Raw genomic sequence first — 21,015 nt, 5'->3', positions numbered from 1 at the left:
CGCGCCCGGCGACCCCCCTTCACCCCTGCGGCCCAAGGTCCGCAACCGGACCCAGCCCCGGGCCCTGCTGATCGGCTCGTCCACGGGCGGGCCGCGGGCCGTGGGCGAGATGCTGGAGGGCATCGGCGCGGCCGCCCTGCGGCGCCTGCCGGTCCTGATCGTCCAGCACATGCCGCCGATCTTCACGGCGGTCTTCGCCGAGCACCTGTCCACCCGCACCGGGCTCCCGGCGGCCGAGGGCAAGGCCGAGGAGCGGGTCGAGCCGGGCCGCATCTACGTGGCCCCGGGCGGCCGCCACATGGGGCTGGCCGCCGGGGCCGGCGGCCCGATCATCAAGCTCACCGACGGCCCGCCGGTGAATTTCTGCCGCCCCGCGGTCGACGTGCTGTTCAAGGACGCGGCGGTCGTGTTCGGCGCCGCCACCGCGACGGTGATCCTCACCGGCATGGGCTCGGACGGGACCAACGGCGCCCGGGCGCTCACCGAGGCCGGCGGCCCGGTCCTCGCCCAGGACGAGGCCACCAGCACGGTCTGGGGCATGCCGGGCAGCGTCGCGCGGGCCGGGCTCGCCGAGGCCGTGCTGCCGCTGCCCGAGCTCGCGACGGCGCTGCGCGCCCTGATCACGGGGCAGCCGGCATGACCGAACTCGAGTTCGAATTCCTGCGCACCTTCCTGAAGCAGCGCTCCGGCCTCGCGCTGACGCCGGAGAAGCGCTACCTCGTGGAGAGCCGGCTGACCCCGGTCTGCCGCCGCTTCGGCCTCGCCAGCCTCGGCGACCTGATCGGCACCCTCAAGCTCGCCCAGAACAGCACGATCGAGCGGGCCGTGGTCGAGGCCATGACCACGAACGAGACCTTCTTCTTCCGCGACCGGATCCCCTTCGACCTGTTCCGCGACACGCTCCTGCCGGACGTGCTGGCGCGCAATGCCGGCCGCCGCCGGCTGCGGATCTGGTGCGCGGCGGCCTCCACCGGGCAGGAGCCGTACTCGCTGGCCATGCTCCTCCAGGAGGCGGCGCCGCGGCTCGCCGGCTGGCAGGTGGAGATCGTCGCCACCGACCTGTCGACCGAGGTGATCGAGAAGGCCAAGCTCGGGCTGTACAGCCATTTCGAGGTCCAGCGCGGCCTGCCGGTGCAGTGGCTGATCAAGTACTTCACCCAGGTCGGCGAGCAGTGGCAGATCGCCCAGAGCCTGCGCAGCATGGTGGATTACCGGCAGCTCAACCTGCTGCACAGCTTCGCCTCGCTGGGCCAGTTCGACGTGATCTACTGCCGCAACGTGCTGATCTACTTCGACGCGCCGACCAAGTCGGACGTCCTGGCGCGGCTCGCGGCGCAGCTCGCCCCGGAGGGCGCGCTCCTGCTCGGCGCCGCCGAGACGGTGATCGGCCTGACCGACCGGCTGTCGCCGAACCCGAAGCACCGCGGCCTCTACGGCCACGCCGAGGCCGCGCTGCGCCCGGCCGAGGCGGCGCCGCTGCGCATGGCCGCGAGCCTCTGAGCGGCGCGATCGGGGTTCCCGGTCGCGCCCCGGCTCCGAGCCGTCGCCGTACTCGACCCCGCGGCAGGGATCCGGGCGATCCCGGAAACGCGGCTTTAAGAACCGCGTGGGTAATTTGCACACGGACCCGCCGCCGGGCGAATCCGGCTCATCCGTGACCCGAGCCCCGTCATGAGTACCCTCACGTCCACCGCGGCAGCACAGCTCGCCGCGCAGCGATGGTCGCCGCCTCCGTCGCCCCAGACCCGGATGTCCGACACGATCAGCGGCGCGCTGTCGGCCGGCACGATCAGCAGCACCGACGCGACGGCGCTCACGAACGCCCTGAGCAGCATCGATTCGAGCCTGTCGTCGGCCAGCTCCGCCTCGGGCAGCACCGCGACAGGGTCGAAGCTCGACCCGTCCTCGATGAAGGACCGGATCGACGGTCTGATCGCCGATCAGGTCAGCAGCGGCAGCCTCACCGCCGACCAGGCCGCGGAACTGAAGAACCTGTTCGCCAGCCACGGCCGGAGCACCCAGAGCGGCGACGCCGCCGGCGACGGCATCGGCGACGTCGCCGGTCCGGCCGGCCCGCCGCCCGGGCCCCCGCCCGGCCCGCCGCCGGCGGACGCCGCGGGCAGCGCCGGGAGCGGGACGTCGGCCTCCGCGTCGGCCTCCGCGGCGGCCTCGACGTCGACCACCTCCGCGGCGCGGACGACGAACGACCTGCTGTCCACCTTCATCCAGCAGCTCCAGAGCAGCCAGTCGGTCAGCGCCGGCTACGGGGCGAGCGGCACCGCCAACGGCGGCACCGCCTCGGCGCTTCTGGTCGACTTCCGCAGCTGAGGCCCCGGCCCGTCCCGGCGAGGGGCCGGGGCGCGGGGCCGGGGCGCGCTCGGCGGGCCTCCCGCCCGGCGCATCGCCCGCCTGCGCGCGGCCGGGGTCGACCGCGGCCGCGCGACGCGGCATCACAGCGTGGACAGGATCGGGAGAGACGGCATGGCGGCAGGATCGGGGACCGGATTGCCCAAGGTCGCGTTCATCGGCACGGGCGGGACGATCTCGTCCCTCGGCCGCGACGCCCTCGACATCCTCGACTACACCGCCACCGACCGGCGCCTCGAGGCCGGCGCGATCCTGGACGCCGTCCCGGAACTCGCGACGGTCGCCACGGTGGTGCCGGTGCCGTTCCGGGCGGTCCCGAGCCCGGCGATCGGGTTCGCCGAGTGGCGCGACCTCGTCCGCCTGTGCGAGCGCCTCGCGGCCGAGCACCCGGATCTCGCCGGCATCGTCATCGGGCACGGCACCGCCACCCTGGAGGAGACCGCCTACGCCCTCAGCCTGACCCTGACGGTGGATCTGCCGGTGGTGCTGGTCGGCTCGCAGCGGCCGATGAGCGCCCTCTCCACGGATGCCAAGCTGAACCTCGTGGCGGCCGTGCGCACGGCCGCGGCGCCGGCCTCCCGCGGGCGCGGCGTGCTGGTGGTGCTCAACGACGAGATCCAGGCGGCCCGCGAGGTGACCAAGACCTCGGTGGCGCGGCTCCAGACCTTCCGGACCCCGGATTTCGGCGTGCTCGGCCACGTCGACGGCGAGTCCGTCCGCTACTACCGCCGCTCCGAGCGGGCGCACGCGCCGGGCACGCCGTTCGACATCCGGACGCTGTCGGCGCTGCCGCGGGTCGACGTCGCCTACGGATACGCCGACGCCGACGGCACCGCGGTCCGGGCCTTCCTGGCCGCCGGCGCGCGCGGCCTCGTCGCGGCCGGTCTCGCCCCCGGCATGACCCCGCCCGCCGAGGCCGAGGCCCTGGAGGCGGCGGCCGCCGCCGGGATCGTGGTGGTGATGTCGACCCGGGCCGGCAGCGGGGTGGTCCCGCTCACCACCCGGCTGCGCAACCGCGGCATCCTCAGCGCCGACAACCTCACCCCGCAGAAGGCCCGGATCCTGCTCGCCCTGGCGCTGACCGTCACGGCGGAGCCCGAGGCGGTGGCGCGGCTGTTCGCGACCTACTAGGCGCCGCGCCCGCCGGGCCCCGGACGCTCCCCGACGCGCGTGGGCTGCCACGCGCGAGCCCGTCGCGCGCCTGCGGGACGCGCCGGCGCGGCGGGCCGCATGTGCGATTTGGTCCAGAAAGTCCTACCGGACCCGGATAGGTCACGGATCAGTTCGGTGCAGTCCAGCTGAAGGGTCCTCGTCCCGGAAGACTGTCATCGGACGGAACAAGGTTCTGAAAGACGCCATCAGCATTGCGGAAGATGCTCGGGATCGGCTTCCGCGCAGGGCATGACGGTTCGCGTGCCCGCACAGGGATTCACGGCCATGCGCGCGACATCCATCGTTTCCATGACGCTGGCGCTCTCGGTCCTGTCCGGACTGGGCGCCCGGGCGGAGACCGCCCGGAGCGCCTCCGCGACGCTGGCCACCGGCGCCAGCGCTGCCGCGATGTACAATCTCGGGATCCTCTACATCAACGGCCAGGGCGTGAAGCAGGATTTCGGCACGGCCGGACGCTGGTTCGAGAAGTCCGCCGCCGGCGGCGACGTCGATGCCATGCTCAACCTCGGCAGCCTGTACTACAACGGGCAGGGCGTGAAGCAGGATTACGCCGCCGCGGCCGCGTGGTTCGAGAAGGCCGCCCGCGCCGGCAACGCCGAGGCCATGAACAACCTCGGCAGCCTCTACGATGCCGGCCAGGGCGTGGCGCAGGACTACGCCGCCGCCCGCAGCTGGTACGAGAAGGCCGCAGCCGCCGGTGCCGCGTCGGCCATGTACAATCTCGGGCTTCTCTACACCAACGGTCAGGGTGTCGGGCAGGATTACGGCGCTGCCGCCTCCTGGTTCGGGAAGGCCGCCGCCGGCGGCAACGTCGACGCGATGAACGCCCTCGGCAGCCTGCACCTCAACGGTCTGGGCGTGAAGCCGGACGCCCCCGCGGCCCGCCGCTGGTTCGAGAAGGCGGTCGCCGGCGGCAACGTGGACGCGATGAACAACCTCGGCAGCCTCTACCTGAACGGCCAGGGCGTGAAGCCGGACGCCGCCGCGGCCCGCCGCTGGTTCGAGAAGGCGGCCGCCGCCGGCCACGCGGAGGCGATGAACAATCTCGGCTTCCTCTACCTCAACGGTCGCGGGGTGAAGCAGGATTTCGACGCCGCCCGGCGGTGGTTCGAGAAGGCCGCCGGCGGGGCCGCGGCCGCGGGCGTCCCCGGAGACATCGCGCTCCGCTAGGGCAATGCGACGGCGGGGTCGCGGTCGAGACGCGCACCTGTCATGCCGGCGGGCGCGGTCCCAAGCGGGCCCGATGGGGCGAGGATGCGGCGCGGGTGGCCCGTCCCCGTCGGGACCCGTCCGGAGGGATCACAGACCCATGCCGCTGATCGACCCCGCCCGCTCGCTCCTCCTCGTCATCGACGTTCAGACCCGGCTGATGCCGGCGATCGCCGACGGGGCCGGAGTCATCGCCAATACGGGCCGCCTCACCGCCGCCGCGAAGCTGCTCGACGTCCCGGTCCTGGTCACCGAGCAGAATGCCGGCGGCCTCGGGCCGACCGTGCCGGCCCTGGCGCCCGAGCCCGGGACGGCCTTCGCCAAGATGAGCTTCGGCGCGACCCGGACGCCCGGCTTCCTGGAACGCCTGCCCGCGGACCGCGACCTCGTGGTCAGCGGCTGCGAGGCCCATGTCTGCGTGCTGCAGACGGTTCTCGGCCTGCGCGAGGCCGGCCGCGGGGTCGCCGTGGTGGCCGACGCCGTGGGCTCGCGGCGGGTCGAGAACCGGGAGGCCGCGCTCGCCCGGATGGCGGCCCACGGCGCCGAGATCGTCACCGCCGAGATGGTGGTGTTCGAGTGGCTCGGCACGGCGCGACACAGGCGGTTCCGCGACGTGGTGAGGCTCATCAAGTAGGCGCCGGGGCGGCGTCCGGGTCCCGCTGCGGAGCGCGCCTCAGGGGCCGTCGAGGGCCGCGCGGGTCTGCGGGTCGGGCCCGATATCGTCGGTGCCGGTCATGCCCAGCACCTCGATCAGGCGGGTCCGGGCGCGGCTGACCCGGCTCTTGATCGTGCCCACCGCCACGCCGCAGATGGCCGCGGCCTCCTCGTAGGTGAAGCTCTGGGCGCCGACCAGGACCAGCGCCTCGCGCTGGGCCGGCGGCAGCTGGTTCAGCGCGCTCTGGAACTGCGCCATCTCCATCCGGATCTCCTGCTCGGGGAGGGCGGTCAGGCGCCCGGCATGGACGCCGTCGGCATCCTCGACCTCGCGCTTGCGCTTGCGCTGCTCCGAGTAGAACAGGTTCCGCAGGATCGTGAACAGCCACGCGGTCAGGTTGGTCCCGCGGCGGAAGCTGGCGGCGTTGACCCAGGCGCGCACGAGCGTGTCCTGCACGAGATCGTCCGAGCGGTCGAGGTCGTAGGTCAGCGAGAACGCGAAGGCCCGCAGCGCCGGGATCGCTCCCAGCAGGAGGTCGCGCATCTCGGCGTCGGCGCCCCGGGGCACCGGACCGGACCCGCTCCCCGCGGGAGCGGCTTGCAGCATCAGGGTCATCGCGAGGCCTCCGTGTCGGAGTGGGCGGCGAGCTCGTCGAGCAGCGTCCGGAGCCGGTCCGGAATCGGCAGGGCCAGGACGCCGGCGTAGTGCAGGCGCAGGCCGCGCCCGATCCGGTCCCGCGCCCCGTCGTCGATCGGCCGGCCGGGCCCGCCGTCCCGCCGTGCCGGATGAAGCGCCGGATCCGGCGTCCGGCCCGGCACCGCGCGTGACGAGGCCGCGGCGACCGGTCCGGCCGCGTCCGCCGCGCCGGCGGCGTCCGGAATCCCTGGATCGTCCTCGGTCCCTGACATGGTCGCGCCCCCTGGCGTGCGCGATGCGGCCCCGCGGGGCCCGGCGGTCCGCCGGACCGTTGTCCCCATCGGTTCGGCGAAGACGCGTCTCATCGCCTTCGGGCAGCGCTGGTAGGCGCGGTGGATTTAATCGGTTCTGAACTCGGCATTCATCAAATCTTAATCTTGAAATAGCCCAGCTTGTGCCGAGATTAATCCGTATAATCTCAGATACAGATCAGAAATACTTATCTTTAGCTTGGCCGTGGCGACACTCGCCCGGCCTGCATGAACGGGGGGTGAGCGGGTCGCGGCGCGCCGCGGGGCAAGGGGCGTTCCGGCATTCGCGCCGGCCGACCGGCGTACGGCGACCGGGCGGACCCGGGGCATGAGCGGCGATGCGCGCGCGGGTGGCCCGAAAATTCGAGCGCCCGCGCCCGGGATTCTAACCTACCTTGTAGGACGGGCGCGCCGATTGCTGTCTGTTTGCCCAATGACACATGCTGGTTCTCAGTATCTGCAGTATGTCATCACTGCCAAGGCGCCGAACGGCGTCATTCAGCAGACCAGGGCCCGGGCGGCCAGCGCGGTCGTACTCGCGAAAGCTTGGCTCGCGGCGGGTCACACCGACGTCCGGATCGTGGATCCCCTCGGCAAGGCGCTTCATCCCGAGGGCTACCGTATGGCGATCATGAAGGGCGGAAAGCCCTACCGCTGACACGGGCCGGCCGCTCGGCGGGGCGACCCGCCTCGACGCGGGGTTCGTGATCCGCGTCCTCCGCGCCGGCGGCTCCCGCGCGCGGATCGCGCGCCGTCCGAGCGCGCCGGGACGGCACCGCTCAGAGCTTCACGCCCTCGAGATAGCCGCGGTTCCAGGTGGGGCTGATCAGGATCTCGTTGACGCAGACGGAGGCCGGCAGGCGGGCGACGAACAGGATCGTCTCGGCGAGATCCTCCGCCTGCAGCATGCGCCCGCGGTCCTCCGCGGTGACCGGAACCGGCCGCTTGTCGAGGAGGGGCGTCGCGACCTCGCCCGGGCAGATGCAGCAGGACCGGATGCCGTGCCCGCACTCCTCCTGGTTCAGGCTCTCCGAGAGCGCCACGAGCCCGTGCTTGGCGGCGGAATAGGCCGGCCCCGTCAGCTTGGAGACGTAGCGGCCGGCCCAGGAGGAGACGTGGATGATCAGGCCGCCCCGCTGCGCCCGCATGGTCGGCAGCACCGCCCGCGCCGCGTAGAAGGGGCCGTTGAGATTGACGCCGACCACGGCGTCGATGCCGGCCGGCGTGATCTCGCTCCAGCCGCGCTGAGGCACGTTGAGGCCCGCCGCGTTCACCAGCAGGTCGCAGCGCCGCCACGCGGCGTGAACCGTCTCCCAGGCGCGCTGCACGTCGCCGGCCACGCCCATGTCGGCCGGGACGACCAGCGCCTCGCCGCCCGCCGCGCGGACGAGCTCCGCGGTGCGCGCGAGGGCCTCCCGCCCCCGTCCCGTGAGCGCGAGCCGCATCCCGGCCCGCGCCAGCGCCAGGGCGGCCGCCTGCCCGATGCCGGATCCGGCCCCCGTCACCCAGGCGACCTGCCCTTCGAGCGCGCGCATCATGGCTTTCGGCCCCGTCCCTACGGCTTGGCGACGAGCGGGCAGCCGCCCTCGGCCAGGGGGCGGAAGGCCTGCTCGGCGGGGATCGTGTCGAGGAGCTCGTAGAGGTCCCACGGACCCTTCGACTCGGACGGCGCCTTCACGGCGAACAGGTACATCGGGTGGATCTTGCGGCCGTCCGCCCGGACGACGCCCTTGCCGAACAGCGGGTCGTCGGTCGGGTTGGCCTTCATCCACGCCATGGTCTTCTGCGGGTCCGTGGACTTCGTGGCCGCCACGGCCTTCAGGTAGTGCAGGAGCCCGGCATAGACGCCCGCATGGTTCATCGTCGGCATGGTGTTGCCGTTGCGCGGGTAGAAGCGCTCCGAGAAGGCCCGCGTCTCCGGGTTGAGATCCCAGTAGAACGACTCGGTCAGCACCAGCCCCTGCGCGGTCTGCAGGCCGATCGCGTGGACGTCCACGGCGTAGATCAGCAGGGCGGCGAGCTTTTGGCCGCCGTCGGTCAGCCCGAACTCGTGCGCCTGCTTGACCGCGTTGACCGTGTCGCCACCCGCGTTGGCCAGACCCACCACCTTCGCGCCCGAGGCCTGCGCCTGCAGCAGGAACGAGGAGAAGTCCGTGGCGGGGAACGGGACTCGGGCGGCGCCCAGCACCCGCCCGCCGCCCGCGTCGATCACGGCCTTCGCCTCGTTCTGCAGGGAGAGGCCGAACGCGTAGTCGGCGGTGAGGAAGTACCACGTGTCGCCGCCGCGCTTGAGCATGGCGCCGGCCGTGCCGTGCGCGAGGGCGTAGGTGTCGTAGGTCCACTGGATCGTGTTCGGCGAGCATTGCTTGCCGGTCAGCTCCGTGGTGCCGGCCCCCGAGTCGATGAAGATCTTGTTCTTCTCGCGGGTGACCTGGCTCACCGCCAGCGCCACCGAGGAGGTCGGCACGTCGAGGATCGCGTCCACGCCGTCGCGGTCGTACCACTGGCGGGCGACGGCGGCGCCGACGTCGGGCTTGTTCTGGTGGTCGGCCGAGACGATCTCGACCTGCACGTCCGGGCTGGTCTTGGCGAAATCCTCGACCGCCATCTGCGCGGCGACGACGGAGCCCTTGCCGCCGGTATCGGCGTAGACGCCCGACATGTCGTTGAGGACGCCGACCTTGACGCGGATCGGCTCGGCGGCGGCCGGTCCGGCGAGCACGGCGATGCCGATCGCGACCGAGAGGACGCAGCTCCGGATCAACGCCATCGTGGGCCGTCCTCCGCGAATGGTTCTGTCTTTCGGCCAGGAGGGCACGCTGGCATCCCAGCGTCAAGCGCCGGTCCGCGACCGGATCCGGGGCCGGCGAGACAGGCCGCGGCCGGATGTGTCGCGCCGGCGGTGCCGAAGACCTCGGGCCGGGCGCGCGGTCGGGCCTCGCGCGCTCAGCGGTACACGGTACAGCTGTTGACGTCCCCGCTCGGCAGGAACTCGCAGTTGGTGACCGGCGGGATGATCCCGTCGTCCGTCAAGGTCGAGATGGCCGCCTCGCTGATCGGCGGCGAGGTCAGCATCACCGTGCCGAACACCAGGCTGGCGGCGGCGAACGCCAGAACGGACAGCAGCACGGTGCGCCGGAGCGCGGGGAGCAGGGCGGTGGCCATGGATGTCCTCCCGAGCGGCGCAGCGTCGGCGCCAGCGGAGAGATTGGACTCCCAGGGCTCGGGGCGCGTCCCGCGTATGGGGGAGGGACCCGTGATTTCACGCGCGCCGACCGAAGGGTCGCCGGGCTGGCGACCGCCGTCGCGCTCAGGGCCGTCGCCCGGAACGCTCGCCGGCGGCTCCGCGCCCGCTCACCGCGACCTCGAGGGGGTTCCAGGGCCCGGGCGTGGCGGTCGAGCGGCGTCCACCGCTCAGCCGTGGCGCCGATCCGACGCGCTCGGTGCATCCTCTCGCACCATCGGCGGCCGCTCACGCATTCGTGGAGTCCGCAACACCGGCGGCGATCCACGCCCGCCCGCTCCGGTCGGAGATGCTGCCAAGCGGGCGTGGACGGCCGGCGGGGGCTTAGGCCACCGACAAGCTCGGCCCTAGCCGACGCACTTTGCCGGATGATGTCCGCGCCGCGCGGGCGCCGCGTGCAGGGCCGGACCTGCCGGCAGACGGCCAGCGGGACGCATCCGCCGCTATCCCCCGTCACACCGGCTGGGGCGCGAGGGTCTTGGCAGAGGCGAGAACAGGCCTCAGCGCTCGAATTTCATGGTGCCGGCGGAGGGGGCCTGAAGGCTCTAAAGGATGCCCTAAATGACTGATGTTAAATGGCTCAATTCTGAGCGCAAGGTCCGGTGTTACACCAGATGTTTCACCTGATGGCCTGGGCCTAGTGTCCCCTCCGAGGGGTGTCAGGCTCAAAGGGTGCCCCCCGGTCTCGCCAGGAGGCTCAAGGCGGGTCCTAGATTTCCCCCGGCCCCCGGAGTCCCACGAGGGGTGTCAGCGTTTGGTGGTGCCCCCGGTTCGGCCGGGAGGCTCATCCGGTTCCGCAGATTTGCGGAGCCTATCGGATCAGTGGGTTAGCCCAGGATCGGCCCCCTAGCGCCCCTGGAGCAACATCCCGACCCTATAGGCGAGCGTGTAGCCCTTCGGTGTAAGCTGGTACTGGATCTGGCGCCGACTTTCGGGGTGCGGATGGTGCTCCACCAGGTTCAGCGGGGCCGCCCGTGACCGGGGATTGTCTCCGATCTCCATAAGCAGCCTTGAGGCGCTTGGCTGGATCGTGCCCAGCATGACGGCGTAGTCTGAGGGTCCGAGGCCGGGTCTCAGCGCCACCGCTAGGTATGTGTCGATGTAGGCGGCCGGCAGGTTCGGCTCCAGGCTCCTGAAGGCTCCCACGACATCTCTGAGGCGTCCAAGGGTCCGCAGGGGGAGCCCATCATTTCCGACAATATCACCACCCATGCGCCCTCCTATCCGATCTGTATTGGTTTGCGTCCGAACAAGAAAAGACCCCCGAAGGGGCCTGGGTATCTTTAATATGACATGTGAACTTCCAGGGTGTCCACGTGGTCCATCACTTTGGTTGCCTCGGTTTCACGCGCAATAATCAGATGCCCGTCTCTGTATTCTCCGTAAGGGGCGGACTTTAACTGCTCCTGGCCCCTGGGGGTCATTGCCGTAAACAGGAAGCGCTCCTTTTGAGCCCCCCGGATGCCACTTGTTCCCTGGCTCATAGTAGGCAATGTCGTAGTGAAGCGTGCCCAGCATCGACTTAGACCCCCGACCGCTATTGTTCTCTTGCGGCCACGCTTGCCGTATCCCACAGTTTTTCGCTTGTTTCAAGCTTTGTTCCCGCGGCTGGTGGATATTTTTTTAGTCCAAGTTCTGTCGATGACATGCCGATACCCATAGGATGCCAATTGTCTTGTTCGTAAGAGGACTAAAACTCCTCAGACACCTGCCCGACCCCAGCGAGTTCACTGCACGGAAAGGTCGAACAACAACGAGAGGGTTTAACGGTTATTTTGAAGACGGGGCGGGGGCCTCTCTCCTGGTTTTGGGCCTGAAAGGAGACTCTATGGGAGAGGACCCGCCTTGGATTTCCCCGGGCTCAGCGCCTCGCCTATCACTCACACACAGCAGTGGTGACCTCGGGCACACCAGAAGCACCAAGAGCCCCAGGCAATCCGGGGCTAACTTCAGGGACATTAGCCGGGCGTGTCTCGGCCGTGAGGCTGGGCGTGGTCTCAGGCTTCCTTGGCGGTCAGCACACGGTGGACGGAGGCCTTGCCGATGCCGAGCTTGGTGGCGATTACACCCATGCTGAGACCCTGGGCTGCCATGGCCTCGATGTCGTCAGCCTTGGCCCGTGCGGTGGGCTTGCGACCCTTGTAGGCGCCCTCAGCCTTGGCCTTGGCGATGCCCTCCCGCTGCCTCTCCAGCATCATCTCCCGCTCGAACTGTGCCACGCCTCCGAGGACGTTGAGCATCAGCTTGCCGGTGGGGGTCGATGTGTCCACTCCCAGGTTGACGATGCGGAGAGCTACACCCTTGGCCTCCAGCTTGGCGATGATGTCGCCCATGTGGGTCACTGAGCGGGCCAGCCTGTCGAGCTTCGTCACAACGAGGGTGTCGCCAGCCCTAACGAAGTCCAGGGCGGCCTCAAGCTCCTTGCGCTGCCCCACGGACGACACTTGCTCCGAGTGGATGCGTTCGCACCCAAGGGCCTTCAGGTCTCTCACCTGGGCATCGAGGCCGGCTTCCTGCTCCAGGGTGGAGGTTCGGGCGTAACCAATGAGCATTGGGAGGGCTCCGGGGCCAGGATCGTTCCGTTGAAGTCCTAGACATAGTGAGCGGAACCGTTCCGTTTGTCAAACCCATTCTTGTGGAACGATAGTAGTGGTGGGCCGGAACGTTCCGCTGGAGCTTGCCCTATTGGAACGACGCGGTAGTAACGACAGGAGAGAAGTCGCAGATGATGCTATCTAGTTTGCTCGGCAACCTGACAAATACGAGCGGATCTTTTGCTCTCCACCAGAAACTGGGAGATGATTAAATCCGAGAAAGTTAGGCGCTTCAGAAGTTGGTCTTACTATCATCCCTACAGATTTAGCCAGAGATATGGCCCTTATCAGCTTGTTATTCAACCTATATATGGCATTAAACCACCCGTTAGTTATTTCCTTTTTACTGCCGTCACTTTGATATGCTCAGAATCAATGATTAAATCATTTTGCTTGTGTTGCATAACTTCATCGGCTCGTCCTTGGGGATCGAATATAATGTGAAGCAAAGGAACTGATGCTGGCGTGCAATAGATTATAAATTTGTTTATACCGTAGATCGTATCCCTCTCACCTTTTAGATAGATAAGATTGTTGTTACCTTCGATTGTCCACTTTGGCCGCTCAAATCCATTATTGACAACATTCAGATTTTCAAGTTGACCTGAATCAAGTTCCAAAATCTCAGTCGATCCTGCCAGCGTCCAAAGCCGGAAAAGCTCGACATCGATATCCATCTCTTTCATGTACTTAGTCACAATTGCTGAGAGCATTTGAGCCGCGTCAGCATCTCCGTCTCCCCTAGCCTGGAAAGCAAAACGGTGAACGCCAAACTTCGATCCACCACCTAGGGTGCGGAATTTACCTCCCAGAAAGGCGGCCGTGCAGGCACTCATGCAGATACCACTCTTTATACTATCGTATTCTGGCTGTGCATCCTTGACGCCCACGACGGTACTGAGCCCGTATTTTCTGATAATGCGCCCGATCTCAATACCGCTAATCAAATTGCCACCAGCCGAGTTCAACACGACTGAAGAATTATATTGAATTTCATTGCTCTTTAAGAAATTTTCGAGCCTGCTCGGCGCTTGGCGATCAATGATACCGTCGAGATATACATAGCGACCATTGCCAAGAAACAATGACATGTAGCCGTTAATCGGCCTCGATATTGTTATTGACAGCTTGTCTTCGGCGGCAACCCCGGGAAAAACTTGAAAGGCCAGCATCACCAAGGCAGCGTATAGCGATTTAAGACGGCGCAACGGTACACCTTTAGATGGGACATCCTCGCGCTGTATAATGCTCAGGTTGCGCTTCTGACCAGTGACCTTGTTGCAACAATCTTTGTCGGCTTCCTCTGCTAGGTATGCCAAATGAGCGATATCAAGCTGTTCCGCCTTGGTGAGGTTGTCAGTGAACTTCAGGGAGAGGCCGTCCAAGTTGAGAAGTCACTTCAAAAGCTCTTCGAGGGTAATCTGGAAGCCTTGCTGGGTGTAAGCTTCCTGGCGAGCGAGTACTCGACGGGCCCGGCCCATGGTGGTCGGATAGATACTCTTGGTCTCGATGAAGATGGCACGCCTGTCATCATTGAGTACAAGCGGTCAGTAAACGAGAATGTCGTAAACCAAGGGCTCTTCTATCTTGATTGGCTCTTGGACCACCGCAAAGAGTTCCAGTGGCTTGTGATGGAAAAGCTAGGCCACGAGGCGGCAAAGTCTGTCGAGTGGTCCGCCCCACGGCTACTATGCATCGCTGGTGACTTCACTCGATATGATGCTCATGCGGTCAAGCAGATTGCTCGGAACATAGCGCTTCTTCGCTATCGTCGGTTCGGTTCCGACCTGCTGATGATCGAGCTTGTACATGCTCCGAAACAGTCTAAGACTACGAATGCCAGCCAATCTGCTGCCGCGGACAGCGTGGCGTTGCCCTCAGGTCTGGCTGATAGTCCTGCGTCGGAAGACAAATACAAGTCCAGCCGCATTGCTTACCGCCTCAGCCAGTCGAGCGTCGCCCTTCAGGACATTTTCAGCGCAATCAAAGAGTACCTGATGGCTCTAGGCGATGATGTTCAGGTCAAGGAGCTAAGCTACTACGTGGCGTTCAAGCGCATCAAAAACTTCGCTTGCCTGGAAGTCTACCCGCAGACGAAGGTCGTGATCGCATTTCTAAAATTGGACCCCGCAACGGTTACGCTTGAAGACGGCTTCACACGCGATGTCACCAAAGTTGGCCATTACGGAACTGGCAATCTCGAAGTGAGCATGAGGTCCATGGATGATTTTACAAAGGCTCAGCCGCTGTTCGTGAGAAGCTATGAAGGGTCGTGATTGGTTGCCGTTGCGGTTCGAGGGAGACCACACAGCCTCCCCCGGTTATCCTCATGCCTCCTACAATCGCCTAGGAGGCCCGGTGAGCGGCTTGGCTGCTATTGAGCGGCACGCCTATCAAAGAACTCCAGGAAGCTCCCCCTGGGCTTCCCAGCGGATTTCACCGGGTCTCTTCCAGTTGGGGCCGTCCCGGTGTTCACCACAGGTGAGGCGGGAGGACTCATGAAGGTGCCCCAGCCCTTCTCGATAAGAGCATCAGCGTCCCTGGCTTGCTTGATGCGGTCATCGTACCGAGACTTGTAGAAGCCATCCGGGTCATAATCCTTGTACCTGTTCAGGATGGCTTGATTGTACCGCTGTTTCTCGTCGTATGTGCCAGTGAAATCCTTGCTGAGGTCTCGGAATAGTGAGGCTACCGCCTTGTTGTCGTACTTCGCGTTGCCCGGGAGCAGGGCTTCAAGCGCCCGGTTGGCATCCGCATCCGTCTGAACACCCTTGGCCTCCAAGAGGCGGGCATCTCTCATTCGCATTAGGTGTCCAAGGAGCCCAGCAGCGTTCCGGGTGCCTTCGTCGGAATCATTGGTGAAGTTCGCATACTCGTTGCCGATACGAGCAAGAGCCGAGAGGTTGACCTTCCCATCCATCAGCATCCGGGTGTACTTCCGGGTGCCTTCAGCGGCGTTCCAAGCCGTCTCAGCGGCGTCGTTGTTGCCCTGAATGAGCTTAATGGCCGTCTCGCTTATGGGTTTGGCATCGGGCGCGTGGATCTGTTTGACCGAGACGTTGCCGTGGCTGTCATAGGTGTACGCACGGCCTGTGTTCGGATTGATTTGGGTGGTGAGACCCTGATCCTCATTGACCTTCTGCATGGCCCTGATGGTCGTAAGGAGGGACTTCGCGCCATCCGGGTTGTCCCGGGCCATCATAGCGGCTCCGGCTCCGAGCAAGGCGTCTCCGATGTTCCAACCCTGCTGAGGCTTACCGAAGAGGGCACCAGGACCACCATCCATGAAGGCATCCCCGCCTTCCTTCGGAGGGGCCTGAGGTGTGATCGTCCCGGTAGTCTCGGGGTCGGCCGAAGCCGCCGGGGAACTGGCGACCGCTGAAGGGCTGATGGCGCCCTGCCCATCCGTGAGAAGCCGGAAGGCCTGATCCACAGCGCCCATGCGCCCAGAGTAGTTGTGGGCCGCCCTGGGGCCGTTCTGTGAGCCTGCGGGCCTCAGGGACCGGATTACGGCGTCATTGGCCTCCTGGCCGTTTCTAGCGGCTTTGAGGGCATCCCCATAAGGCTTCTCACCACCGTACTTGCCATCAAGCTCGTTGAACCAGTGGTTCGCCTGGACCGTGGGGTCATCCCAGGCCTTGCCCATGGCGGTCGCGGTGTTCTGAAGATTGCGGTAGCGGTCCCCGCGCCACTGGAAGGCGCCGAAAGCGGTCCCGTTGTCTCCAGGGGCGCCGTTGGTCCGTAGGCCGTTCTCCTGGGAGGCGTTACCGATAGAGGCTGCAATGGCGACAGGGGAGTAGCCCCGCTGTTGACCGACGGAGATGAGGGCCTGGGCGAGCGGTGTATTTAGGTTGACTGAAGAGGCTGGCAATGTGGTCTTTCCATAGGTGATCGTTCGTGGGCCAGGAAGTGGCGCACGTTCTGTTGGGTTGACTGTGCTTTGGTTTAGTTCTGAGAGGCTTCGGCCTTTGCGGCTCGCTTCTCGGCTTTAAGGCGTTTTTGTGCGGCCTTGTATTTCATTTCGTCCGCGTCAAGCATTTGCCGGATCGCAAGCATTTGGAGCCTGTGATCGAACGGACTGTGCCTGATCCGAAGCATCGCTAACTTGGCCCGGTCAGCGTAGACGCCCGATGGAAATTCCGTGCCGGGCTTGAGCGGCCTAAAATCCAAGTCAGCGTTTGCCTTGACTACCTCCCAGGCATCTACGGCCCACTCTCGGGTCATCCCAGCGGGGAGGTTCGAGGCAACATCGAGATTGGATTGAGGTCCAAGCATCTCCTCTAGTCGAGCCGCCTCTTTCTGAAAGTCTCGGTAGTTCGGTATGAATTCCTTGAGCGAGATACGGGACTTGGCCTTGGCGCGCTTCGGCTTCTTATTGGTGGTGTTTTGGGTCGTGGTCATGCGTAATTGTGAATGGGTTGTTCGTGTGTATGCCGTAGAATGGCCTGGGATGGCCCAGGAACGGCTTTGTGTTTTACGGGCAGGGCATCATCTACAATGAACTTAGAGGCCGCCTGTAGGGCCTCCTGGGCGATTGCAGCGTAGCTCTGGGCGACAAATACACCATCATGACTGGGGAGGGCCACGATGCCCAGGGACATAAGATGGTCTAAGGCTTCCAGAAGGATGTCACTTTCCAGCTTCATCAATCGATAGCCCAGCGGGACCTTGGGTGGCACAGGGGGGTCGATGATGGACACCAATGCGGGATGCTTGGCTTTCAGTGCGGCGCGGAGACTGCCTGGGGTGGCACCCGCAGGTAGGCCCTCCAGAGGTCTCCCGTACTTCCGGCCAGCCCTCCCGCCATTCAGGAGTGACGATAGGCCCTTCTTCACGGCTCCCCGGTGCTCCTGGTTTGTCTGGTCGTAGCCATCCAAGAGCCCAGTCAGGTCGTAGGGATCACCTGGGGGCCACTCCTTGCGCAGCAGTAGGTAAGCGAGCCGGGGGTGCATCGCCTCAAAGTCGAGGTCCGCAATGGGTTCACCCTGGATGCGGAGGCCGCCCCTGCGGTGCTTCGCCAGGTTCGTCCAGAACCCGCCGCTGAGCCGGCCGACTTGATCGAAGCGTGCGGCCTGGTCGTTCAGGACCACAAAGCGACGACTGAGGGTCCGGTCATTGATGGTGTCCACCAAGCCAAGGCCATCAGGGATGAACGCCAGATCCGCACCAGCGAGGAAGCTGTTTAGGCGAGACATTTCCAATCGGATGCGCTCAGTCTCAGGGGTGTCCTGGAACTCGATGTCTTTCCTGGTGGGCTCCTGGCCGGGACCGTGAACCACCTTCCGTCTGAGCATGACGAGCGGATTGCGCCTATCGATCCTGAAGCATCCCAGGTCCACGCCCAGGCCGGACACCAAGGCTGCTAATCGGCCGGTAGCCTGAATGGTGGTGAGGCCCTTGCCCCTCGCTCCGATGGCCTGAGTGAGGAAGCCTGCGGCCTCCAGGAGGTCCACGGTCTGTACGAAGGTAGCCCGGGGGATCGCGGGATTGTCGTAGGCCCTACGGCCCCCATTGTCCCGGCAGATGACCAGCGGCTTGCCCCCGGGGTGTCTGAGGAGGCTGTAGGTTAGATTGGACACAACAACATCGATGACGAAGCGGAAGGTCTGAGCGTCCTTTGCCCTGCGCTTCCTGGCCCTCTGTTCGATGAACGTTGCCTCATCAATCACCGCATCCAACACAGAGACGAGAGGTCCTGGCTTCGCCAAGCGGTACTGATTGAGCCAAAGATCCTTCTCCTTTGTGGTTATATCATCATCGTCATCCTCAGTTTCCTGGGTCATCCCTGGTCCTCATAGGTATCTTCTCATGTGTGTATCTATAACGGTCATCTCCCTCAGTGACCTGGGTCTGTAGGTGGACCCCAGGACTACCATTAGTAAATGGCATAAGGAAAACCCCAGGAGCACAGCGGCTCCCAGGGTCAGACGTGGCGTGGTCTTTTTGATCGATGCGGGATCGGCGAGAGAACGAAGGGGTTCCGGGTCCACTGCGGGGTGGCTTCAGGAGGTGGCTGCGGGTGGCCGTTTTCAGCCTGTTCTCTCTGGAGGGGGCATTTTGCGGGCCTTAAAGTGACCTAACCCACTGAGCTATATCAGGAACCTTGCCTATGAAACTGCATGGCCGACTGAGGCCTACTTAGCAGGCGTTATGTACGCAATCAGACATAGAGCTTTGGGCCACCAAACCGATCCTCGATACGGAGCATTGTTGTGCCGGGAACCGCCTGAGAAAACACCGAGGCCCAACCCGTAGCCTGTCCGTTCTCTAAAGGTGTCCCGTTGTGGACCGAAGTTACCACCAAGCCACTGAGCGAACATGAGAACCGAGCTATCGGCTGACCCGGGATTGTCCATCGAGGGGCGGGACATGGAACTGGTGGTTCTCTAAAGGGGAGGTAATTCGGGCCGTAAGTGAGCCTAACTTGCTGCCAGCGCTCGGGGATCTATCGAGCGGCATGCAAATGTGCCGGAGAGCTTGACTGCGGACATCCGAGGCCGACTGCTGGCACCACCGAAGGTCCGCTTAATGCCCGTGTTCTCTAAAGGGCCACCGTTGTGACCACCAAACCGATCCAAGCTCCTGAAGGGCCTCATGAACTCACCTATCGGCGGGAGGGCACCCGTAGATGGGCCCCAGAATGCTCTAGGAAGCCCCAGGACGGCCGTGAGCGGTCTCGGGGCATCAGATGGCCGGGAGAGGCTGAGGGGCGTCCTGGGGAGTCCTAGCGAAGCCGCCAACAGCCGCGCATCACACGGCTAGTCTTTCCACATGACCTTGATAGCCGAAGATATCGCCGAAAAACATAGAAGCCAAAGTACAATCTCTCCTGATGCGCCTTTGAAATCGAAGCCAAAACCCTTAAATTCAATTGGATTTTCGCCCTGCCGGAATAGAGCAATCACTATAAAAGATGCTAAGAATGCGAAGGGTAGCCCAATAATTGCAGCAAAATTCTTTACAACTAGATCTGACACAACACTATCATATCGATTTGCCCATAGAGCGTAGATTAAGACCGCAGCCATCAGTAAGCCTACAACTGCAATGCCCGCGTTTGTGGTTTGGCGCCAGTCCATTGGTTTGTTCTCCGTGTCCCATACAGATGACACGTGGCAGACAGAGCGGCTAGGAAATTCTAATAAGACGCCTTACGTGAGGCCGTAACTAAGTTTTCGCGGCGCGGGTTGCGGGTGCCTCAAGGCCTCCGTAGTGGCGAATCATGCGCGCCCTCGCCATTGCCCTGGTCTCTGTGTTGTTCAACCGGTCCAGCGGTGGCTCAAAGGTGTGCCGAAAGCGGGGGTACTGTGTTCTGCCCGGGCGGCGTCATGGGCTTCCGGGACTCATCGGGCAACCTTTAGATCGGCAAGGGATGTCGGGGCAACGTGATCCCGAGGATGGATGACAGCGACCGGGGCCAAGAGGTGCCCAGACGCAAGCGGGATCGAGGAGGCTTCATCAGCGAGCAGGAGTGGTGAGGCTCAAGTCTACCGTCGTTTGACGGGGCCGGGTCTCGGAGGCTCAAAACGGGGCGTGAAAGGTCTTGCCGCCTTCCAGAAGGCCACCAGAGAGAACACCACGAACCAGGAGCCGATGATTGCCATGTGCGCCCCACGCCAGAACGGGGACCAATCTCGGAGGTACTGCATCCTGTGGAGTGATGGGGTCCAGGAGGGATCCGCGTAGGTCGGGGCGGACCAAAGCATCAGCGAGCCAACGGCCAACAGAAAGAGGCCACCCCCAGCGGCCTTCAGGCGGCCCCTCATTGTCGGCGGGAAGTCATCAGGCTCCAGGAGTGCCATTGCGTGCCGTCGCGGTCAGATTGCGGCCTGGGGAGCCTCCAGCACCGCCTTTCGCATGTGCTCGTGAAGCTCCTCAAGCGTATAGCCCATTACCAGGAGAGCCATGCCGTCCCAGGTCATCTCGAAGGATCGGACATCGCGGTTGGCCGCAGGGTCGAAGGCCGTAACCTCTTGAAACATAAGGTGGTCCAGATTTGGACGGCCGGTCATGGCAAGCTTCTGGAGGAGCGTATCAACGTCCTGGAGGACATCTGCATGACGCTTCCCGGTGACCTCAGCCACGTTCCGGCTGGTGCTATGTATGTGTCTCTCTAGCGAAAATCTGTCCGTGCTTTGCCTCCCATTGATCTAGCACAGGGTATACCACCTCCTTAGCAAACTGGCAGTGTTCGATCAAAGCGGTGTGTTTTTGCTTTGGATGTCCGATCAATAATCCTATGAGGTTGAGCGAAAACTTGGTGACGTTCATGGCATTATCAGCAGAGTATATTGCTAGCCTTCGTTCAGTGGCGACGCCTAAGCGAGGATGATTTACAGGCTCTCTGGCTGTGGCTGAAGGATGGACCGCCTCATCTCTAAATGCGAAGACAACCTTTAAGTGGTCTCTTATTTCCAGGAAGCTCTTGTTTCCAATCTTGAAGGACATGCGGAGCGCCTCCGCGACTTGGGAGTATCTAGCTAGTTTCTTTTCTCTCCATTTCTTTGCAACATCGCCAGGCAGCGGGCACCGATCTACAACTGTGCCGTAGAACCCATCTATTGCAATAGCAGCGGCGCTAATGGCCTGCATGCCCTCGCGCATTTCCAGCTCCAAAGCGAGAAGTTGCTTTTCGTCTCCGCCGTCGGTCCATATAGAGTCCAGCGTCTTCCCAGCTTCTGCGCACTTTTCAGCGTGATCCACGGCAATCATCAACCATTGGGGGTACATGTCGTACCCAATGTGTAACGTCATATTATTAGAGATGGACCCGTCGTCTTCCATTGTGATAGTCAGGCCGCCGGCTGGTATCACAGGGCGAGAACC

Annotated in this window: 22 protein-coding genes; 8 read left to right on the top strand and 14 right to left on the bottom strand. The window is 64.5% G+C overall.

Annotated features, from left to right (window positions below):
- The 6 genes from ME121_RS24205 to ME121_RS24180 form a co-directional block, all read left to right on the top strand.
- The coding region (locus ME121_RS24205; RefSeq protein ID WP_491892881.1) for a CheB methylesterase domain-containing protein at positions 1-640 on the top strand (640 nt) is incomplete at its 5' end.
- On the top strand, positions 637-1,500 hold the full coding sequence (locus tag ME121_RS24200) for a CheR family methyltransferase (protein WP_012320959.1): 864 nt from the start codon (positions 637-639) through the stop codon (positions 1,498-1,500). The genes ME121_RS24205 and ME121_RS24200, both read left to right, overlap by 4 nt.
- 171 nt (positions 1,501-1,671) lie before the next feature.
- Entirely contained in the window at positions 1,672-2,328 is a 657-nt protein-coding gene (locus ME121_RS24195) for a hypothetical protein (RefSeq protein WP_059409749.1), read from the top strand.
- A gap of 153 nt (positions 2,329-2,481) precedes the next feature.
- Complete coding sequence (locus ME121_RS24190) at positions 2,482-3,498, top strand: asparaginase (protein ID WP_012320957.1); 1,017 nt, start codon at positions 2,482-2,484, stop codon at positions 3,496-3,498.
- A gap of 306 nt (positions 3,499-3,804) precedes the next feature.
- Positions 3,805-4,710: a tetratricopeptide repeat protein gene (locus tag ME121_RS24185; RefSeq protein ID WP_058607028.1), complete on the top strand. Its 906-nt coding sequence runs from the start codon at positions 3,805-3,807 to the stop codon at positions 4,708-4,710.
- A 139-nt stretch (positions 4,711-4,849) separates the two neighbouring features.
- Positions 4,850-5,383, top strand: a complete 534-nt coding sequence (locus tag ME121_RS24180) for an isochorismatase family protein (protein ID WP_053621236.1) — start codon at positions 4,850-4,852, stop codon at positions 5,381-5,383.
- A 39-nt stretch (positions 5,384-5,422) separates the two neighbouring features.
- Here ME121_RS24180 and ME121_RS24175 read toward each other — a convergent pair whose 3' ends face one another.
- Both ME121_RS24175 and ME121_RS24170 read right to left on the bottom strand, forming a co-directional pair.
- Complete coding sequence (locus ME121_RS24175; protein ID WP_012320954.1) at positions 5,423-6,019, bottom strand: sigma-70 family RNA polymerase sigma factor; 597 nt, start codon at positions 6,017-6,019, stop codon at positions 5,423-5,425.
- Complete coding sequence (locus ME121_RS24170; RefSeq protein ID WP_059409748.1) at positions 6,016-6,312, bottom strand: NepR family anti-sigma factor; 297 nt, start codon at positions 6,310-6,312, stop codon at positions 6,016-6,018. The genes ME121_RS24175 and ME121_RS24170 overlap by 4 nt, the downstream gene beginning before the upstream one ends.
- Positions 6,313-6,679: 367 nt before the next feature.
- On the opposite strand from ME121_RS24170, the gene ME121_RS24165 reads away from it, so the two are divergent.
- Complete coding sequence (locus ME121_RS24165) at positions 6,680-7,009, top strand: hypothetical protein (RefSeq protein WP_234740832.1); 330 nt, start codon at positions 6,680-6,682, stop codon at positions 7,007-7,009.
- Positions 7,010-7,130: 121 nt separating this feature from the next.
- Here the strand turns inward: ME121_RS24165 and ME121_RS24160 are convergent, their stop codons facing one another.
- The 6 genes from ME121_RS24160 to ME121_RS34215 form a co-directional block, all read right to left on the bottom strand.
- Positions 7,131-7,889, bottom strand: a complete 759-nt coding sequence (locus tag ME121_RS24160) for an SDR family oxidoreductase (RefSeq protein WP_012320951.1) — start codon at positions 7,887-7,889, stop codon at positions 7,131-7,133.
- A gap of 17 nt (positions 7,890-7,906) precedes the next feature.
- A complete protein-coding gene (locus ME121_RS24155) occupies positions 7,907-9,121 on the bottom strand; it encodes an ABC transporter substrate-binding protein (protein ID WP_012320950.1) in 1,215 nt (404 codons plus the stop codon).
- Positions 9,122-9,297: 176 nt separating this feature from the next.
- The gene (locus ME121_RS24150) at positions 9,298-9,516 is read right to left on the bottom strand and encodes a hypothetical protein (RefSeq protein ID WP_012320949.1); all 219 of its coding nucleotides are present in this window, start codon (positions 9,514-9,516) and stop codon (positions 9,298-9,300) included.
- Positions 9,517-10,441: 925 nt separating this feature from the next.
- The gene (locus ME121_RS24145; protein ID WP_408902448.1) at positions 10,442-10,741 is read right to left on the bottom strand and encodes a hypothetical protein; all 300 of its coding nucleotides are present in this window, start codon (positions 10,739-10,741) and stop codon (positions 10,442-10,444) included.
- Between the two features lie 851 nt (positions 10,742-11,592).
- Positions 11,593-12,147 carry a recombinase family protein gene (locus ME121_RS24140; protein WP_059409745.1) on the bottom strand — a complete coding sequence of 185 codons (555 nt, stop codon included), beginning with the start codon at positions 12,145-12,147 and terminating at the stop codon, positions 11,593-11,595.
- Between the two features lie 374 nt (positions 12,148-12,521).
- On the bottom strand, positions 12,522-13,574 hold the full coding sequence (locus ME121_RS34215) for a COG3904 family protein (RefSeq protein WP_491892880.1): 1,053 nt from the start codon (positions 13,572-13,574) through the stop codon (positions 12,522-12,524).
- On the opposite strand from ME121_RS34215, the gene ME121_RS24135 reads away from it, so the two are divergent.
- A complete protein-coding gene (locus tag ME121_RS24135) occupies positions 13,509-14,465 on the top strand; it encodes a DUF5655 domain-containing protein (RefSeq protein WP_059409744.1) in 957 nt (318 codons plus the stop codon). The genes ME121_RS34215 and ME121_RS24135 overlap by 66 nt on opposite strands.
- A gap of 98 nt (positions 14,466-14,563) precedes the next feature.
- Here ME121_RS24135 and ME121_RS34210 read toward each other — a convergent pair whose 3' ends face one another.
- The 6 genes from ME121_RS34210 to ME121_RS34195 all read right to left on the bottom strand — a co-directional run bounded on the left by ME121_RS34210 (position 14,564) and on the right by ME121_RS34195 (position 20,892).
- A complete protein-coding gene (locus tag ME121_RS34210; RefSeq protein ID WP_143739241.1) occupies positions 14,564-16,060 on the bottom strand; it encodes a phage tail tip lysozyme in 1,497 nt (498 codons plus the stop codon).
- A gap of 74 nt (positions 16,061-16,134) precedes the next feature.
- Positions 16,135-16,590, bottom strand: coding sequence for a hypothetical protein (locus ME121_RS34205; RefSeq protein WP_143739242.1), 456 nt, complete (start codon positions 16,588-16,590; stop codon positions 16,135-16,137).
- Complete coding sequence (locus tag ME121_RS24125; RefSeq protein WP_059409742.1) at positions 16,587-17,972, bottom strand: hypothetical protein; 1,386 nt, start codon at positions 17,970-17,972, stop codon at positions 16,587-16,589. Before ME121_RS24125 ends, ME121_RS34205 begins: the two co-directional genes overlap by 4 nt.
- A gap of 975 nt (positions 17,973-18,947) precedes the next feature.
- Positions 18,948-19,268 (bottom strand): hypothetical protein, encoded by a 321-nt coding sequence (locus ME121_RS34200; protein ID WP_143739243.1) that lies wholly within the window; start codon positions 19,266-19,268, stop codon positions 18,948-18,950.
- Between the two features lie 738 nt (positions 19,269-20,006).
- The gene (locus tag ME121_RS24120) at positions 20,007-20,273 is read right to left on the bottom strand and encodes a Rha family transcriptional regulator (RefSeq protein WP_059409741.1); all 267 of its coding nucleotides are present in this window, start codon (positions 20,271-20,273) and stop codon (positions 20,007-20,009) included.
- A gap of 13 nt (positions 20,274-20,286) precedes the next feature.
- Positions 20,287-20,892 (bottom strand): hypothetical protein, encoded by a 606-nt coding sequence (locus ME121_RS34195; RefSeq protein ID WP_143739244.1) that lies wholly within the window; start codon positions 20,890-20,892, stop codon positions 20,287-20,289.
- Positions 20,893-21,015: the final 123 nt, after the last annotated feature.

This window comes from Methylobacterium sp. ME121 (assembly GCF_000974725.1).
GTDB classification, from domain to species: domain Bacteria; phylum Pseudomonadota; class Alphaproteobacteria; order Rhizobiales; family Beijerinckiaceae; genus Methylobacterium; species Methylobacterium radiotolerans.
The sequence above is the reverse complement of the archived record's forward strand: the minus strand, read 5'-3'. Positions and strand labels throughout refer to the sequence as shown.

Coding starts and splice junctions, on each gene's coding strand:
- ME121_RS24140 (WP_059409745.1), bottom strand. CDS start 12,147: ATGCTCATTGGTTACGCCCGAACCTCCACCCTGGAGCAGGAAGCCGGC.
- ME121_RS24200 (WP_012320959.1), top strand. CDS start 637: ATGACCGAACTCGAGTTCGAATTCCTGCGCACCTTCCTGAAGCAGCGC.
- ME121_RS24170 (WP_059409748.1), bottom strand. CDS start 6,312: ATGTCAGGGACCGAGGACGATCCAGGGATTCCGGACGCCGCCGGCGCG.
- ME121_RS24160 (WP_012320951.1), bottom strand. CDS start 7,889: ATGATGCGCGCGCTCGAAGGGCAGGTCGCCTGGGTGACGGGGGCCGGA.
- ME121_RS24185 (WP_058607028.1), top strand. CDS start 3,805: ATGCGCGCGACATCCATCGTTTCCATGACGCTGGCGCTCTCGGTCCTG.
- ME121_RS34200 (WP_143739243.1), bottom strand. CDS start 19,268: ATGGACTGGCGCCAAACCACAAACGCGGGCATTGCAGTTGTAGGCTTA.
- ME121_RS24175 (WP_012320954.1), bottom strand. CDS start 6,019: ATGACCCTGATGCTGCAAGCCGCTCCCGCGGGGAGCGGGTCCGGTCCG.
- ME121_RS24190 (WP_012320957.1), top strand. CDS start 2,482: ATGGCGGCAGGATCGGGGACCGGATTGCCCAAGGTCGCGTTCATCGGC.
- ME121_RS24180 (WP_053621236.1), top strand. CDS start 4,850: ATGCCGCTGATCGACCCCGCCCGCTCGCTCCTCCTCGTCATCGACGTT.
- ME121_RS24195 (WP_059409749.1), top strand. CDS start 1,672: ATGAGTACCCTCACGTCCACCGCGGCAGCACAGCTCGCCGCGCAGCGA.
- ME121_RS24150 (WP_012320949.1), bottom strand. CDS start 9,516: ATGGCCACCGCCCTGCTCCCCGCGCTCCGGCGCACCGTGCTGCTGTCC.
- ME121_RS24165 (WP_234740832.1), top strand. CDS start 6,680: ATGAGCGGCGATGCGCGCGCGGGTGGCCCGAAAATTCGAGCGCCCGCG.
- ME121_RS24135 (WP_059409744.1), top strand. CDS start 13,509: ATGAGCGATATCAAGCTGTTCCGCCTTGGTGAGGTTGTCAGTGAACTT.
- ME121_RS24125 (WP_059409742.1), bottom strand. CDS start 17,972: ATGACCCAGGAAACTGAGGATGACGATGATGATATAACCACAAAGGAG.
- ME121_RS24155 (WP_012320950.1), bottom strand. CDS start 9,121: ATGGCGTTGATCCGGAGCTGCGTCCTCTCGGTCGCGATCGGCATCGCC.
- ME121_RS34205 (WP_143739242.1), bottom strand. CDS start 16,590: ATGACCACGACCCAAAACACCACCAATAAGAAGCCGAAGCGCGCCAAG.